The organism is Streptomyces sp. NPDC001663, from assembly GCF_042893105.1.
Lineage (GTDB): Bacteria > Actinomycetota > Actinomycetes > Streptomycetales > Streptomycetaceae > Streptomyces.
Genome location: NZ_JBIAUR010000019.1, coordinates 55,188 through 69,410, shown reverse-complemented (window position 1 = coordinate 69,410; position 14,223 = coordinate 55,188). Strand labels below are relative to the sequence as shown.

The 14,223-nt window shown below is 69.3% G+C and carries 19 protein-coding genes; 8 read left to right on the top strand and 11 right to left on the bottom strand.

Going from position 1 to position 14,223, the window contains the following annotated elements:
* Positions 1-4: 4 nt before the first annotated feature.
* The 3 genes from ACFY1L_RS44580 to ACFY1L_RS44570 are packed head-to-tail and all read right to left on the bottom strand — an operon-like array spanning position 5 to position 988.
* Positions 5-670, bottom strand: coding sequence for an SDR family NAD(P)-dependent oxidoreductase (locus ACFY1L_RS44580; RefSeq protein ID WP_388838697.1), 666 nt, complete (start codon positions 668-670; stop codon positions 5-7).
* Between the two features lie 22 nt (positions 671-692).
* Positions 693-830 carry a hypothetical protein gene (locus tag ACFY1L_RS44575; protein WP_388838694.1) on the bottom strand — a complete coding sequence of 46 codons (138 nt, stop codon included), beginning with the start codon at positions 828-830 and terminating at the stop codon, positions 693-695.
* 41 nt (positions 831-871) lie between these two features.
* Positions 872-988, bottom strand: a complete 117-nt coding sequence (locus tag ACFY1L_RS44570) for an Lrp/AsnC ligand binding domain-containing protein (protein ID WP_388838691.1) — start codon at positions 986-988, stop codon at positions 872-874.
* A gap of 86 nt (positions 989-1,074) precedes the next feature.
* On the opposite strand from ACFY1L_RS44570, the gene ACFY1L_RS44565 reads away from it, so the two are divergent.
* The 4 genes from ACFY1L_RS44565 (at position 1,075) to ACFY1L_RS44550 (ending at position 3,447) form a co-directional block, all read left to right on the top strand.
* Positions 1,075-1,473: a hypothetical protein gene (locus ACFY1L_RS44565; protein ID WP_388838688.1), complete on the top strand. Its 399-nt coding sequence runs from the start codon at positions 1,075-1,077 to the stop codon at positions 1,471-1,473.
* Entirely contained in the window at positions 1,466-1,678 is a 213-nt protein-coding gene (locus tag ACFY1L_RS44560; protein WP_388838685.1) for a hypothetical protein, read from the top strand. The genes ACFY1L_RS44565 and ACFY1L_RS44560 overlap by 8 nt, the downstream gene beginning before the upstream one ends.
* A gap of 65 nt (positions 1,679-1,743) precedes the next feature.
* A complete protein-coding gene (locus tag ACFY1L_RS44555) occupies positions 1,744-2,805 on the top strand; it encodes a threonine aldolase family protein (protein ID WP_388838683.1) in 1,062 nt (353 codons plus the stop codon).
* A gap of 108 nt (positions 2,806-2,913) precedes the next feature.
* Positions 2,914-3,447, top strand: a complete 534-nt coding sequence (locus ACFY1L_RS44550) for a VOC family protein (RefSeq protein WP_388838680.1) — start codon at positions 2,914-2,916, stop codon at positions 3,445-3,447.
* A gap of 32 nt (positions 3,448-3,479) precedes the next feature.
* Here the strand turns inward: ACFY1L_RS44550 and ACFY1L_RS44545 are convergent, their stop codons facing one another.
* Entirely contained in the window at positions 3,480-4,409 is a 930-nt protein-coding gene (locus ACFY1L_RS44545; protein ID WP_388838677.1) for an alpha/beta hydrolase, read from the bottom strand.
* A 49-nt stretch (positions 4,410-4,458) separates the two neighbouring features.
* Positions 4,459-5,343 carry an NAD(P)H-binding protein gene (locus tag ACFY1L_RS44540; RefSeq protein ID WP_388838674.1) on the bottom strand — a complete coding sequence of 295 codons (885 nt, stop codon included), beginning with the start codon at positions 5,341-5,343 and terminating at the stop codon, positions 4,459-4,461.
* A gap of 163 nt (positions 5,344-5,506) precedes the next feature.
* Between ACFY1L_RS44540 and ACFY1L_RS44535 the strand changes: the two genes are divergently transcribed.
* The 3 genes from ACFY1L_RS44535 (at position 5,507) to ACFY1L_RS44525 (ending at position 8,160) form a co-directional block, all read left to right on the top strand.
* Complete coding sequence (locus ACFY1L_RS44535) at positions 5,507-6,424, top strand: LysR family transcriptional regulator (protein WP_388838671.1); 918 nt, start codon at positions 5,507-5,509, stop codon at positions 6,422-6,424.
* Between the two features lie 114 nt (positions 6,425-6,538).
* Positions 6,539-7,012, top strand: a complete 474-nt coding sequence (locus ACFY1L_RS44530) for a carboxymuconolactone decarboxylase family protein (protein ID WP_388838668.1) — start codon at positions 6,539-6,541, stop codon at positions 7,010-7,012.
* 401 nt (positions 7,013-7,413) lie between these two features.
* A complete protein-coding gene (locus tag ACFY1L_RS44525) occupies positions 7,414-8,160 on the top strand; it encodes an SDR family oxidoreductase (protein WP_388838665.1) in 747 nt (248 codons plus the stop codon).
* 73 nt (positions 8,161-8,233) lie between these two features.
* Here the strand turns inward: ACFY1L_RS44525 and ACFY1L_RS44520 are convergent, their stop codons facing one another.
* Positions 8,234-8,500, bottom strand: coding sequence for a WhiB family transcriptional regulator (locus ACFY1L_RS44520; RefSeq protein WP_388838662.1), 267 nt, complete (start codon positions 8,498-8,500; stop codon positions 8,234-8,236).
* Positions 8,501-8,807: 307 nt separating this feature from the next.
* Here ACFY1L_RS44520 and ACFY1L_RS44515 point away from each other — a divergent pair, with 307 nt between their 5' ends.
* Positions 8,808-9,671 (top strand): sigma factor-like helix-turn-helix DNA-binding protein, encoded by an 864-nt coding sequence (locus ACFY1L_RS44515; RefSeq protein WP_388838659.1) that lies wholly within the window; start codon positions 8,808-8,810, stop codon positions 9,669-9,671.
* A 14-nt stretch (positions 9,672-9,685) separates the two neighbouring features.
* On the opposite strand, the gene ACFY1L_RS44510 is transcribed toward ACFY1L_RS44515, so the two are convergent.
* The 5 genes from ACFY1L_RS44510 to ACFY1L_RS44490 form a co-directional block, all read right to left on the bottom strand.
* Positions 9,686-10,624: an RNA polymerase sigma-70 factor gene (locus ACFY1L_RS44510; RefSeq protein ID WP_388838656.1), complete on the bottom strand. Its 939-nt coding sequence runs from the start codon at positions 10,622-10,624 to the stop codon at positions 9,686-9,688.
* A gap of 106 nt (positions 10,625-10,730) precedes the next feature.
* Positions 10,731-11,075, bottom strand: a complete 345-nt coding sequence (locus tag ACFY1L_RS44505) for a hypothetical protein (protein WP_388838653.1) — start codon at positions 11,073-11,075, stop codon at positions 10,731-10,733.
* A 140-nt stretch (positions 11,076-11,215) separates the two neighbouring features.
* Positions 11,216-11,746, bottom strand: coding sequence for a cupin domain-containing protein (locus ACFY1L_RS44500; RefSeq protein ID WP_388838650.1), 531 nt, complete (start codon positions 11,744-11,746; stop codon positions 11,216-11,218).
* A gap of 22 nt (positions 11,747-11,768) precedes the next feature.
* Positions 11,769-12,815 (bottom strand): phosphotransferase family protein, encoded by a 1,047-nt coding sequence (locus ACFY1L_RS44495; protein WP_388838647.1) that lies wholly within the window; start codon positions 12,813-12,815, stop codon positions 11,769-11,771.
* Complete coding sequence (locus tag ACFY1L_RS44490; RefSeq protein WP_388838644.1) at positions 12,812-13,816, bottom strand: C-terminal binding protein; 1,005 nt, start codon at positions 13,814-13,816, stop codon at positions 12,812-12,814. Before ACFY1L_RS44490 ends, ACFY1L_RS44495 begins: the two co-directional genes overlap by 4 nt.
* Positions 13,817-14,223: the final 407 nt, after the last annotated feature.

Below are 14,223 nucleotides of genomic sequence, written 5' to 3'. Positions count from 1 at the left end.
GCCGTCAGGAATCGAGGTCGTCGGCGAAGTGCCGGAAGCCGTGCCGGTCGCGGTGCATCTCCCACAAGGTGTCGGCGAGGACGGCCGGGTCCTTGCGGTGGTGGCCCGGGACGATCGCGCCGGGGATGACCAACTGCCCGACGTGGATGCCCTCGCCGGCCAGCGTGTCGTGCAGCAGTTGGCCGTACGCGCTCTCCGCCGCGAAGGCGATGGAGGTGCCGGCGCGGTCGGGGTGCGGGACGACCGCGGTGCCGCCGTTGACGAAGAGGATGGTGCCGCGGCCGAGGGCACGCATGCCGGGCAGGACCTGCTGGACGGCGGCGACCGGGCCGTAGACGGAGAACTCGATCGGTCCGGTGAGGTCGGCGTGGGTGGTTTCCAGCACCGGAAGCATGAACTCCCGCTGCGGGACCGGGCTGTACTGCAGTACCTCGATCGGTCCCAGTTCCGTGTGCGCCGCGTCGAGGGCGGCCGCGAGGGCCTTCGGATCACGTACGTCGGCCGCGAAGCCACGTGCCGTGATGCCCGCGTCGGCGAGGTCGGCGGCGAGCGCGTTCGTCCGCTGGTGGTTGCGGGAGACGAGCGCCACGTCGAAGCCCTCACGGCCGAAGCGGCGGGCGACTGCGGCGCCGAGGCCCGGTCCGGCTCCGATGACGGCGATGGTGGTCATGGCTCTTCCTCCGTCCGGACGGTCACTTCGATGTGGCGGGCTCGAGCACGGGCGTGGCCGCCGCGACGACGACCAGCAGCACGATGGAGATCGTGAGGCCGATCCGCATTCCGTGCAAGAACCCCGGCGAGGTGGTGGTCGGCGCGCCGACCACCCGCACGTGCGGGCGAAGCCGCCCTCACGGGGCCGGCGTGACGGTCTTCATCGCGCCTTGACCGTGTTCATCGTGAAGTGCGACGTGACGTTCTTGACGCGCGGGATGGTCATGACCCGCGTACTGAGGAAGGTCTCGTAGGCGCCCAGGTCGGCGACGGCCACGCGCACGAAGTAGTCGGGCTGCCGAACAGCCGGCGCAGCTCGAGGACCTCTTCGGCCTGCGCCCCCTCCACCTGGTCAGGAACCCGTTGGCCAAGGCGTATGCCTTCTACGCGATGATCGACGAGGTGTTCGCGGTCAACGCCTCGCTGCCCGAGCACGAGCGCTCGGCAGCCCGGCTGCTCGCGATGCAGATCGCCTGCGCGACCTACTGGGTCGGCGGCGGCCTGCTCGGCGTGGCCCTGCCCGCCCCGGTCAAGGGCCTGGAGTTCGCCCTGTGCGCGCTGTTCACCGTGCTCGGCCTGGACGCGTTCCGCTCCCGCGCCGAGCTGCCGTCGGTGCTGCTCGCCGAGGTGAGCGTGGCCGTCGCCCTCGTCCTCTCCCCCGGCGTCGCGATGTTTACCGCGCTGCTGCTGTTCGTCACCCAGCTGCCGGCCCACCACGCGCTCACCGCCCGCCGAGCCGCCAAGGAGGCCGCCGGTGCCTAGCACCTCGTACCTCATAGCCGTCCTCCTCGCAATCCGCGCCGTCACCGCTCTGCATGGCACGGTCGAGGCCGACCCGCACGCGATGCCGTACGCACGGCTCGCGGTGGCCGTCACCGCCGGTGTCCACCTCGCTTTCGGCCGACGCACGATCCTGAGCGTGGGCGTCGGCACCGCCGTCTACGTGGTGCTCGTCAACTCCGTGTAGGGAACATGCTGACACGTACATTGAGGCACGTCGCCGTCGCGCACCGGACCCGAGGGAAGACGCTCATGGACATCACCGCCGGCTCCATCCCCTCCAGCCATGCCTTCATGAGCGACAACATGGCCGGGGCGTCCCCGGAGATCGTCCGGGCCGTCGTCGACGCGGCCGCGGGTCAGGTCCTGCCGTACGGCAACGATCCGTTCACCGACAGGGTCCGACGCCGGCTGAGCGATGTCTTCGAGCGGGACACCACCGTCTTCCTGGTCTCCACCGGAACCGCTGCCAACGCCCTGAGCCTCGCCGCGCTCACCCGGCCCTGGGGCAGTGTGCTGGCCCATCCGCACAGCCACCTCAACAACAGCGAGTGCGGTGCTCCCGAGTTCTTCACCGACGGCGCCAAGATCGTCCCGGTGCCCGGTGACGACTGCAAGATCGACCCCGAGGCCCTGCGGCGGGCGGCGCACCACCAGGTGGGTGACGTGAGCAGCGTGCAACCGTCCGTGCTGAGCATCAGCCAGGCCACCGAGAGCGGCAGTGTCTACGACCTCGACGAGATCCGCCGCCTGTCCGCTGTCGCCAGGGATGCCGGCCTGCGCGTCCACATGGACGGCGCCCGATTCGCCAACGCCCTGGTCCGCCTCGGTGCCACACCGGCCGAGATGACGTGGAAGGCAGGCATCGACGTGCTGTCCTTCGGAGCCACCAAGAACGGCGCGATGACGGCCGAAGCGATCGTCGCCTTCGATCCCGAACCGGCCGCCGAACTAGCCTTCCGCACCAAGCGTGCCGGGCAGCTCGCCGCCAAGATGCGCTTCCACGCAGCTCAGTTCGACGCCTACCTCACCGACGACCTGTGGCTGCGCAACGCCCGCCACGCCAACGCGATGGCCACACGGCTCGGCGACGGTCTCAAGGCCATCCCCGGTACCGACCTGTTGGCCACTCCGCAAGCGAACATCCTCTTCTGCCGCCTGCCCCAACCGGCCGTTGAAGGGCTCCTCGCGGAGGGCTACACGTTCTACCGAGGCCGCTGGGGCGAGGGAGTCGTACGACTCGTGACCGCCTTCACCCACACCCCCGACGACATCGACCGGTTCCTCGACGCGATCCGCCACCACACCAACTGACCACCGTACGGGTCGAGTACGGCCCTGCTCACCGTCAACCAGGCCAGGAACAGACCTACTTCGCACCTATCGTCGCCGGGCGACAACGACATCGCCGAAAGGACTGCCATGTCCGAACAGACCAACGCTGCACCAGCGGGCTACACCACCGTTGCGCCCTGGGTCGTCACCGACGACACGGGAGCCTTCTTCGACTTCGTCACCCAGGCGTTCGGCGGTGAGGAGCTCGCGCGGGTGCCGACCGAGGACGACTTGATCGGTCACGGCGAGATCCGCGTCGGCGACACCGTCGTGCTGGCCTTCGACCGACGCGCGGACTGGCCCGCCATGCCGAGCCTGCTCCGCGTGTTCGTCGCCGACGCGGACCAGGCGTTCAGCCGGGCCGTCCAAGCCGGTGGCGAGGTCGTCACTGACCTGTCCGACAGCGCATTCGGACAGCGCGGAGGGCGTATCAAGGATCCGTTCGGCAACATCTGGTGGGTGGTCAGCCATGTGGAGGACGTACCTGAGGACGTGATGTGGAAGCGCCTGCAGGACCCCGTTTACGCGGAGTCCATGCGCGTGGCTCAGGAAACGCTGGACGCCGAGCTGAGCGGCCGACGGCACGGGCGCAGCAGCGCACCCGTGCAGCGGACCGAGTGACGGCCTGCGCTCAAGACGGGCAGGCCTTTCGCTCAGGACAGGTACGTCGCCAACCAGTCGAGCACCGGGCCGGGGCGGCGCTGGAATTCCAGATAGCCGTCGAACCGCGCGGTGGTGTCCTCGATCCAGTGCAGCTTCTTCTCCGCTACGGGGATGTTGTCGAACATCGTCTGGATGTCGCCGGTGTGGGTGAGGACGTCGTCGCGCACTTGGTAGAGGAGCGTGGGCACGCCGACGCTCTTCGCCCAGAGTCGGGGGTTCCGCGGTCCGAAGCCGATGCCCGTGCGGAGGACGAGGAGTTGTTCCAACTCGTCGATACGGTCGGCGAGTCCGAGCAGCGCGAGGCGGCGCTCGACGATGACCCGCGGCGTCACCGGCTGCGCCGCGACCAGGCAGCGCACCGTGTCGAACGCCTCGGGGTACCGGGCCATGGCGGCGAACGTGGAACTGGCGCCCAGGCACCGGCTGAAGAGACCGACGGCCATGTCGCGCGTGTCCGGGCGACTGCGGAGGTAGTCCAGCGAGCCGACGACGTCACGGGCCTCGTGGATTCCGTTGGAGGTGATCCCTCCGTTGCCCTCGCCGCTGAGGCCGTGGTTGCGCAGGTCGTAGGCGAGAACGTGGAAGCCGGCCTCGTGCAGGATCCGGTAGTCGGGGGTGAAGTCGATCTCGAAGGCGTTTCCACTGGCCGCCCACTGCGAGCGCCACGGCTCGAGATGGGCGGGCATGCCGGAACGGTTGAAGCCCATGGGGTGATTGGCGATCACCACTTTGTCCGAACCGGGCGCCGGGACGAACCACCCCTCCAAGGGCACGCCGTCCGCGGAAGGGAAGGTCACGTCCTCGTAGTGCAGACCCTGCTCGTGCGGTGAGTGCAGGACCGGTGAACGCCGCTGGAAGCAGAACGCATCGGCGAACTGCCGCAGCATGCCTGCGACTTGGTCATCTACGGTTGTGGCCATGTGATACCCCGTCATGGATTCGTCGAGCCTCCGTCGTGGTGGAGTGGGCTCAGGCGAGCACGGCCGGCTTGAGCACGTCCTCGCACCACTGGCGGAAGCTGGTGGGCGTACTGGCTCCGGCGGTGCGTGTTACGGCGTTGTCGAGGCCGGCGTCCTTGGCCAGCGCCATGTCCAGCAGCCCCTGGGCCATGGCCTCGGACGTTCCCAACCGCATCATCCGGTCCTTGAAGTCCGCCCCTGGCACCTGCTGGAAGCGGACCGGGCGCCGCAGCACCTCGGACATGATCTGCGCCATGTCGTCGAACGACAGGTCCTCGGGCCCCAGCACGGGAACTTCTTCCACGCCGCTCCAGGTGCCGTCGAGCAGGAGGTCCGCGGCGACCGCCGCGATGTCCCCGATGGCGCAGCTGGGCACCTTGCGGTTTCCGGAGATGGGCGAGGTGAACATGCCCTGCTTCTTGATCAGTTCGGTCTGGCGCAGCAGGTTCTCCATGAACGACGGCATGGTGAGCGCTCGATAGCTGACGCCTGTGCCGGCCAGCAGGTCGTCCATGGCGAGGGACGCGGTGACGTGTCCGGCGCGGTCGGCCATGGGTGTACCCCGCCCCAGCGCCGAGACGGCCACGACCCGCTTGACGCCCTGGGTCCGCAGGGCGACGCTCGCCGGCCGGCTGAAGCCCGTGTATGCGGCGTCGAGGCTGTGGGCGCGGGGGTCCGGCGGTACCAACCAGAAGAGCGAGTCCGCACCGGCGAAGGCCTTGTCGACCACATCGGGATCGCCGTGCGAGCCCTCGACGACCTCGACCCGGTCACGCACGGCGTCAGGCAGGCGGGAGGCCTCGCGCACGACCACACGGACCGGTGCTTCGGCGGCCAGGAGACGGTCGAGGGTCTGCCGGCCGATCTGACCTGTGGGAGTGGTGAGAACGATCACGAGAGTTCCTGTCAGGAGTACTGATGAGAGGGCGAGCAGGGGCCGCGCGCAGCGGTGTTCCCGAGCTGAAGGGGCAAGCTGCTCGCCGGTGACGTTCCTCAGTCAACTCCGAGCGCCTGCCGACCAGAAGGACCGATCCGAGCACCACTGATACCGTGCGAGTATGAGTGATCTGGAGGTCAGACAGCTCCGGTATTTCGTGGCCGTGGCCGAGGAACTGCACTTCGGACGGGCGGCGGAACGGCTGGGCATGGCGCAGCCTCCGCTGTCGCGGGCGATCCGCGAGATCGAGCGGCAGCTGGGCGTGACGCTGCTGGAGCGGACGACGCGCAGGGTCACGCTCACCTCCGCCGGCGAGGTCCTGCTGCGCGATGCCCGCACGGCACTCGACGCGGTCACGGCAGCCGCCCGCCGGGCCCGGCATGCGGGGCAGCCCGAGCCGGGGCTGCGGCTGGCGATGAAGGCCGACTACGACGGCGGACTGCTGCCCCAGATCCTGGCCGCCTACCGGAACGAGGCGGCTGCCCTCCCCGTGGAACTCGTACTCGGCGGACCCCGAGAGCAGGAGCCGGCGTTGCGCGACGGCCGCGCGGACATCGCGCTGCTGCCCCGGCCGTTCGACGAACGCGGCCTCGACGTGGAACCACTGCTGACCGAGCCCCGCCTCCTCGCCGTCGCCGCGACGGATCCGCTGGCCGCGCGCCCGCGCCTGCACCTGGCGGACCTCGGCGGAAGGGTCCTGCCCGACGGACGCGCCGCGGAGCAGGAGGGTCTACGACCGCTGCACTCGGCCGAGCCGCGCAACGACGACAGCCCACGACCTGCCCGCCCCTCGGCGCCGGCGGCCCCGCCCCGCCACCTGGACCTGGCCCAGATCTTCAACCTGGTCGAACTGGGCAGCATCGTCTGGTTCCCCCCGGCATCGATCGCCCGACGCCATCCCCGTCCGGACATCGCCTACCGCACGGTCATGGACCTTCCGCCCCTCGAGCTTGCTCTGGCCTGGCCTCAGGAGTCCCGCTCCCCGGCGGTGGCGGCCTTCGTACGCACGGCCTGCGCCCTCGCGACTGCGGATTCGTGACGGCTTCCCGGTGTCCATGACCGCCCGGTGCGCGTCACGCCCGGCTTCGTGTCACACATCGCCGACCGTGCCGGTCAGTAGTGCGTATCCGCACCACACGGCAAGGAGATCGCCATGGAACCGCGCCTCGACTACTTCGCTCACCCTCTCGCGGGAAGGGTGCTGAAGCACATCAACTCCGCCAACAAGGTCGTCTGGGACTCGACGCTGCCGACAGCGATCCAGGAGCTGGTGAAGCTGCGTGCAAGTCAGATAAACGGCTGCGGCTTCTGCACCGACATGCACACCAAGGACGCCGCACACGCCGGGGAGACCCAGCAGCGCCTCAACCTGGTCGCTGCCTGGCGCGAGGCCAAGGTGTTCACCGAGGCCGAGCGCGCCGCCCTGGAGCTGGCGGAGCAGGGCACCCGCATCGCCGACGCGGCGGGCGGGGTCACGGACGACGCCTGGGCGAACGCCGCCAAGCACTTCGACGACGACCAGCTTGTCGCCCTGCTCTCACTCATCGCCGTCATCAACGCCTACAACCGCATCAACGTCATCAACCAACAGCCCGCCGGCGACTACGAGCCCGGAATGTTCGGCTAGCCAACACCTGCCCAGCCGGACACGCACGGTCCGTCTCCGCGTCGCCCCAAGCTGCGACGGGGAGGCGGCAGGCGGCTACTTGTTGCGCATCGACCTGGTCGTCAACTGGCCGGACATCGACCCGTCACCGCCGCTCCGCTCCTCAAGCGCCGCCGCAACGCGTGTCACAGATCCCGGTACGGCCCGGTCGTAGTGAATGAGAACTCTGCAGGTCAATCTCGTGTGGTCCCCGACGACCGGTGTCACCCGGGAAAGCATTCCGGCAGTCCCCGACGAGATTTCCTCTCTGATGCAGGAGGTCTCGACCGATGGGAAGCTCGCCGAATAGGGGTGTCACAGGCAAAGGCCTTGCCCGGTCTCTTCTGGTACAGGCATCAGGGAAACCCGAAAGGAATTCCGTCATGAAGGTCGTAGTGATCGGTGGAACCGGGCTCATCGGCTCGAAGGTGGTCGCCGGGCTCGGCGAGCACGGCCACGAGGCGGTCGCCGCCTCGCCCAACACCGGGGTCAACACCCTCACCGGCGAGGGGCTGGCCGACGTCCTGAAGGGCGCGTCGGTCGTGGTCGACGTCTCCAACTCCCCCTCGTTCGCGGACGAGGACGTCATGGCGTTCTTCCGCACCTCCACGACCAACCTGCTCAAGGCGGAAGCCGAGGCCGACGTGACGCACCACGTGGCGCTGTCCGTGGTCGGCACCGACCGCCTCCTGGGGAGCGGGTACTTCCGGGCCAAGCAGGTCCAGGAAGACCTGATCAAGGCGTCCGACGCCCCCTACTCCATCGTCCACGCAACGCAGTTCTTCGAGTTCGCGAAGGGTCTCGCCGACGGTGTCACCCAGGGCGACACCGTGCACCTGCCCGACGCCAAGATCCAGCCCATCGTCTCCGACGACGTGGCCGCCGCCGTCGCCCGCACCGCGGTCGGGGCACCGGTGGGCGGCGTGGTGGAGGTCGCCGGTCCGGAGGCCTTCCAGCTCGAGGAGTTCATCCGCATGGGGCTCAGCGCCCAGAACGACCCCCGCAAGATCGTCACAGATCCGCAGGCGACGTACTGGGGTGCCCCGCTGGAGGAGAACACACTCCTGCCGGGTCCGGACGCGCACATCGCCGAGACCAGGTTCGCCGACTGGCTGGCACAGCAGCAGTAAGCCCTGCAAGCAGTGGTGGCCGGCATTGCGTTCCGGGGACTCTGCCCGTGGCTTTTCTCGCTCACCGCATCCTTCAGGCGGCGCTGCAGCCCTCACGGCGCCGCATCGCACGCCGTTCGCTCTCCGTCAGACCGCCCCAGATGCCTTCCGCCTGCCCCACCCGCACCGCCCAGTCGAGGCACTGTTCCACGACAGGGCAACGGCCGCAGACGGCCTTGGCCTTGTCGATCTGTCCACGCGCCGGGCCCCGGTCTCCGATGGGGAAGAAGAGCTCTGGGTCTGCGCGTAGGCAGGCTGCCCGCTCTCGCCAGTTCTCCGCGTAGTTCTGTCGTTCAGCCATGGAATGCACACCTCCAGGATTCGCCATTCGGCCGGAGACCCCGGAATTCGATCATCGCGGTTCTCGCCTCGACGACGCGGTGCCGACGGCTGTCAGTTGAGACCAAGCAGCCGGCGCATATGTGACACGCGGCGGCACCACGACGCTGCCCGAGTCGTCGCGAATCGTTGGAGCGGCTCATGTCACAGGATCCGTGCATGCCCGGTCTAAGGGATTGAGCAGAGAGAACGAAAGAGATGTGTGGTGGGCCGGCATGGCGGCACCACGGAGGGACGCCTGTGTCGTGCGAGAGGGAAGAGGCTGCCGTATGGACCATGCTGATGCGGTCCCGATCGCGGAACTGCTCGACGAGCGTCGGTATCTGCTGAATGTCGCGTATTGGATGCTGGGCGGTCACGGCGTGGCGGAGGAGGTCGTCGACGAGACCTACCGCAGGTGGTACGGCCTGTCGGACGCGGAACGGCAGCAGATCGCAGCACCACGGTCATGGCTCGCGAGGACGGCGGGCGGCATCTGCCTGAGCCGGCTCTCCCGGCTCGATGGGTCTGACGCCGACCGGCGCGAGGGGGAACAAACGCAGACCGGAGACACCGCGGGGGCGCAGGCAGGGCTCGAAGCCGAGGTGAGCCGGGCTGTGCTCAATGTGCTGGACTCCCTGTCACCGGCCGAGCGGGCGGCGTTCGTGCTCAATGACGTGTTCGGGATGACGCCCGACATGGTCGCCGACATCGTGGGCCGCCCTCAGCCGGAGTGCGCCGAACTCGCCGAGCGGGCCCGCCGCTCCCTTCGGCTGCACCGCTCGCACGCCACCAGCCGGGAGGAGCACGACGCCCTGGCCCGCGCCGTCCGCCGGGCCTGCCTGAGCGAGGACGCCGATCTGCTGGCATCGCTGCTGTGTCCGGACGCCATCGCGTTCTTCGACGGCGGCGGCAAGGTCCGGGCGCTGACGAGGCCGGTCCACGGCCGTCGCCAGGTCGCCGAGAGCCTGCTCGCCCTCCTGGCCCGCCGCCCGGGCACCACCCTGACCGCCCAGTCCGTCAACGGCCGCACCGGCCTCGTCGCCCGCTACGACGACCAGGTCGCCGCCGTCATCAGCCTCGACGTGACCGGCCACCGCATCACCCAGGTCTGGGCCGTCCTCAACCCCGACAAACTGCAGTCCTGGTCCTGATCGCTTCGGGAGCGTCAGTCGGACACACCCGCCGCAGGGACGAGAGCCGTGCTGAAGCGCGAACGCGAAGCGAGGAACGCGGCGATCTTGCTCGGGTTGAACACCCACAACAGCTTGTGGATGCCTTCCTTCGAGGCCACGATCGTCAGGAAGGTGACGGGCTCGCCGTCTCGGTGGATCAGTACGCCCGCACTGCCGTTGGCGTCCACCAGCCTGGCGTCCCCTCCCGGCCAGAACCGCGGCCAGGCGCTCGTCAGAGCGGCCACGCGTGCACGGCCCAGCACCGGAACACGAGCGCAGCCTCGGATGCCGTTGCCGTCGGAAAGACTGACGGCGTCGGGGGTGAGAAGGGCTTCCAGCGACGCCACATCCCCCGTCTGAGCTGCCGAGACGAAGGCGTTCAGCAGGCGCCGGTGCTCCGCCGCGTCCACGGTCTCCCGTTGCTCGTCCGCCAGATGCCTGCGAGCGCGACTCACGATCTTCCGTACGTTGACGGGGCTGAGCTGGAGGATTTCAGCGATCTCGGGATAGCCATAGTCGAACGCCTCTCGCAGTACGTAGGCGGCTCGCTCGGTGGGGCTCAGCTTCTCCAGAACCAGCAGCAGGGCCATCTCCAGGGCCTCGGCACGTTCCGCACCCACCTCCGGGTCCGAGCTGGTGTCGACGGGCTCGGGCAGCCAGGGTCCGATGTAGGTCTCGCGGCGCACACGCGCCGATTGTGCGACGTTGATGGCCAGGCGGGTCGTCGCGCTCGAGAGGAAGGCCACCGGGCTGAGCACCACGGAACGGTCGGTCTTCTGCCAGCGCAGCCACACCTCCTGGACCACGTCCTCGGCCTCGACCGCGCTGCCGAGCACGCGGTAGGCGATTCCGAAGAGACGTGCCCGGTGTTGCACGAAGACAGCAACAGCCTCGTCGAGGTCACTCGTCGTCGGAGACGGTTCGAGATGCATGATCCTTCGGTCTCCGTTCCTCCGGTCGCTGAAAATCACGACCGCTCCTATCGCCTCTCCTTCAATAGACCGGGCTCGGCCCCTTCCTGTGACAGCGCCGGGCGGTTCAGTGCGACGATCCCAGGATCACGGCTATGCACACCCAGACCATCGCCCCGGTGATCAGAGCCATCGCGATCAGTGTTCCTCGCAGCCAGCGCCCGAAGCTGGCGTGGTGCCGCTGTTCCAGCACGCTGATGCTGTCGGCGATGTGCTCGGTGACCATCCGGGCGACGTATGTCTGCTCCTCGAGATACCACCGCTCGATGTCCGTCTTCTGCTCCCGGGTCAGCCCCGGTGCCCGTGCGGTGAACTCCGCAACGCGCTGATGCGCTGCTTGCAGATGAGCCTCCCGGTACAGGAACGACTCGATGTCGGTCAGGCCGCGCGCGGCCTCTTCACCTGCATCCATGGCACGCTCCAGAGGGAAAGGGTGGCCTCCGCCGACCTTCACATCACTTGGACCGTTCAGCTCGCACGGATGTGACATACCCCGTGGGCAGCCTCCGGCCACCCGTCAAGGGCGAGCCGCCCTGCCGAAGGCTGCCCGCGTCAGCCGTCACGCTCCGCACCCACGAGCACGAAGGCCATCGTGACCGGACGGTCGCTGCGGTTGCGCCAGCCGTGGCGGGTGCCGTTCTGGATCACGATGTCGCCCGTCGAGAGCCGGGTGCAGCGGCCGTCGTCGAGTTCGAGTTCGATCTCGCCCTGCAGCACGATGCCGTAGTCCACGGTCGGCGTCGTGTGCATGCCGTCGAACTCCATGAGGTCCGCGATGCCGGGCGAGTCGGCTCGCTGCTCCTGGTCGAAGGCGACGGGGTCGAACGCCGGGTCGGCCATCGCGGTGTCCGGCGGGAAGGTCAGCACGATGAAGCGTGTGCCGCCGGGCGCCGGGAGGAGGCTGGTGACCTTCGCTGTGCGGTCCTCCCCCGTCCGACTGACCGCTTCGCCGGGCTCGGTGGCCCACGGCAGGCGGGACACCCAGCCCGGCAGGCTGCTGAACTCCCGGCTGCGCGGGATGCATCCGTCGCTCACGACGACGGACCTGCCGGCCTCGTCATGGCCGGTGACGACTCTGCGCATCGTCTCTCCTCACTCGGTCAAGTCAGTCGTGCATGCCGGATTCGGTCGGGGCCTCCAGGGCCCTCCCCCAGGCGTCCAGGACGTCGGCCACCGACGCGCCCGGCGCCCGTAGCAGCGCCGACGCCGCCGTACGTACGAACAACCGGTGGCGGTCGTCCGTGAGGTACTCCACCGGGGACTTGCCGTCGACGCGCGCGAGCAGCAGTGCAGGCAGCAGAGAGGCGGCCCGGGCCTCGACGGCCGGCCGCGGCTCCCAGTCGACGCAGCGGACGTACTCCGCGGCCAACTCGCGCGCGGATCGCAGCAGTTCGGCACGGCGACCGCGTACCACCAGGCTCTTGAGGAGCAGATGGTTGACGCAGAAGGCCAGGTCGAAGGCCGGGTCCCCGTACCAGGCGCATTCGGCGTCCAGCAGTACCGGTCCCGACGGGCCGACGAGGATGTTCTTGGGGCTGACGTCGCCGTGCACCAGCGCGAGGTGGGTCGTGGCCGTGCGGTCGGCGAGGTGCTGGAGGATGTCGCCCAGGTTGGGATGCGCCGCAGCGGTGGCCAGTAGGTACGGCTCGATGCGCAGCGCGTGGAAGTTGTCGTCGGTGGCGAACGCCGCGGCGAGGGCGGCGTCGCCCGCGCTGGCTGCGTGCAGGGTCCCGAGCAACTCTCCTACGGCTGCTGCTGTCGCCAACTCCACCTCGCCGCCGAGGAGTTGAGCCTTCCAGACCGGGTACTGCCCGGGCGGCAGGTACGCCATCGCGAAGAGGCCGGCTTCGGCGTCGTGGGCCAGCAGTTCGGGGACGCTGTCCGGCCGGTGCCGGGACGCGAACCGCATCCAGGCCCATTCGTAGGCGTTGCGCGACACCGGTGCCTCCCAGTCGGCCGCGACCCGCAACCGGGCCAGGGCGCGCTTGACGCACAGGGAGCGTCCCGGCAGGTCCACCCGCCACAGGTCGGACGAGACACCGCCGGCCAGCGGCGTCCAACGTGCGGTCTCGCCGGGTGCGGCGAGCTGCCGGGTGATCAGGAAGTCGGCCAGTACGGGATCCGGGCTCGCCGGCGCGGGAGTCGGGCTCACCGCGGGTCACCCGACCCGCCGGTCAGACCGCGGGGACTGTTGCAGGCGTGGGCCGGTGCCTCCCCCGCCAGGATCCGTACGACCTCCTCGGCCGCACGGCGGCGCAGCTCCGTGACGGAGGCGTCGGAGGAGAAGGCGACGTGCGGGGTGAGCAGTGCGCCCGGCTGGTCCAACAGGCCGGAGGGAACGTGGGGTTCGGTCTCCAGTACGTCGAAGGCGGCGCCGTCCAGGTGTCCGCTGTCCAGGGCTTTGACGACCGCGTCGGTGTCCACCAGGCCTCCCCTGCTGACGTTGACCAGCAGGCCGCCCGGCTTCATCAGCGCCAGTTGCCCGGTGCCGATGAGGTGGTGGGTGTCGGGCGTGAGCGGCACGTGGAGGATCACGACGTCGCTGCGGCGCAGCAGTTCCTCCAGGCCCACCATCTCCACTCCGTGGGCGTCCTTCGGCGGGTGCGGGTCGTGGGCCAGGATCCGGCAGCCGAAGGCACCGAGCTTGCGCGCGGTGCCCCGTCCGATGCGCCCGAAGCCGACGACGCCGCAGGTCAGCGTCGACAGCCGGCGCAGTCGGGCGCTCGCGGGGTCCCATCGGCCGGCACGGACCTCGCGGTCGAAGAGCGCAAGGCCGCGGGTCCACGCCAGCACCATGCCGACAGCGTGGTCCGAGACCTCCTCGACGCAGTAGTCCGGGACGTTGGTGACCCACACGCCGCGCTCGGTGGCGGTGTCCACGGCGATGTTGTCGAGTCCGACGCCGAGTCTGGCCACGATCCGCAGGCCCGGCGAGGTGCCGATCGCGGTGGCGGAGACGGGCGCCCAGCAGGTGAGGATCCCGGTGGGCCGGTGTTCGGCGACCAGCTGCTCGACGGTCTCGGCCGATGCGGGCTCCGCGGGGCCGGTCACCAAGGTGTGCCCGGCCTCCTCGATGACCGATCGCTCGACGGAGTCGTCGGGCCAGGCGTGGTCGGTGAGCAACACGGTGCCCGGGCGGCTCGGTGGTTTCATGGCAGGTCGTCCTCGCAGTCTCAGCAGTCTCATCGCCATCCGGAACGGCGGCCGTCGGCTTGTCCGATGGACCGACGGTCGCCGCGGGTGGGGTGGAGGGTCGCTGGGTTCGGTTCAGGTGACGCCGGGGCATGTCGAATCACTCTGTCACAGCCACGTGATGCTAACGATAGCATTGAGGGTCTGCGACGCGTCAAGAGTGCGACTGCCCGGCAGCGCCGCCGACGCCCCCGCCGTAGGCGACGCCCAGACCAACCAGGTCCACCGTCCATCCGGCAAAGAAATCCGCTCCGCACATCTTGACGCGCCAGGGACTTCCCCTCATGGTTTCGTCCAGTCCCGACCGCGCGGCCCCATAAATGTCCGCACAAGGTCCGACTGTCGAAGACTCCACAGCCACGGACGTC

Coding starts and splice junctions, on each gene's coding strand:
- ACFY1L_RS44500 (WP_388838650.1), bottom strand. CDS start 11,746: ATGCGCAGAGTCGTCACCGGCCATGACGAGGCCGGCAGGTCCGTCGTC.
- ACFY1L_RS44530 (WP_388838668.1), top strand. CDS start 6,539: ATGGAACCGCGCCTCGACTACTTCGCTCACCCTCTCGCGGGAAGGGTG.
- ACFY1L_RS44555 (WP_388838683.1), top strand. CDS start 1,744: ATGGACATCACCGCCGGCTCCATCCCCTCCAGCCATGCCTTCATGAGC.
- ACFY1L_RS44520 (WP_388838662.1), bottom strand. CDS start 8,500: ATGGCTGAACGACAGAACTACGCGGAGAACTGGCGAGAGCGGGCAGCC.
- ACFY1L_RS44490 (WP_388838644.1), bottom strand. CDS start 13,816: ATGAAACCACCGAGCCGCCCGGGCACCGTGTTGCTCACCGACCACGCC.
- ACFY1L_RS44550 (WP_388838680.1), top strand. CDS start 2,914: ATGTCCGAACAGACCAACGCTGCACCAGCGGGCTACACCACCGTTGCG.
- ACFY1L_RS44510 (WP_388838656.1), bottom strand. CDS start 10,624: ATGCATCTCGAACCGTCTCCGACGACGAGTGACCTCGACGAGGCTGTT.
- ACFY1L_RS44505 (WP_388838653.1), bottom strand. CDS start 11,075: ATGGATGCAGGTGAAGAGGCCGCGCGCGGCCTGACCGACATCGAGTCG.
- ACFY1L_RS44515 (WP_388838659.1), top strand. CDS start 8,808: ATGGACCATGCTGATGCGGTCCCGATCGCGGAACTGCTCGACGAGCGT.
- ACFY1L_RS44535 (WP_388838671.1), top strand. CDS start 5,507: ATGAGTGATCTGGAGGTCAGACAGCTCCGGTATTTCGTGGCCGTGGCC.
- ACFY1L_RS44580 (WP_388838697.1), bottom strand. CDS start 670: ATGACCACCATCGCCGTCATCGGAGCCGGACCGGGCCTCGGCGCCGCA.
- ACFY1L_RS44525 (WP_388838665.1), top strand. CDS start 7,414: ATGAAGGTCGTAGTGATCGGTGGAACCGGGCTCATCGGCTCGAAGGTG.
- ACFY1L_RS44545 (WP_388838677.1), bottom strand. CDS start 4,409: ATGGCCACAACCGTAGATGACCAAGTCGCAGGCATGCTGCGGCAGTTC.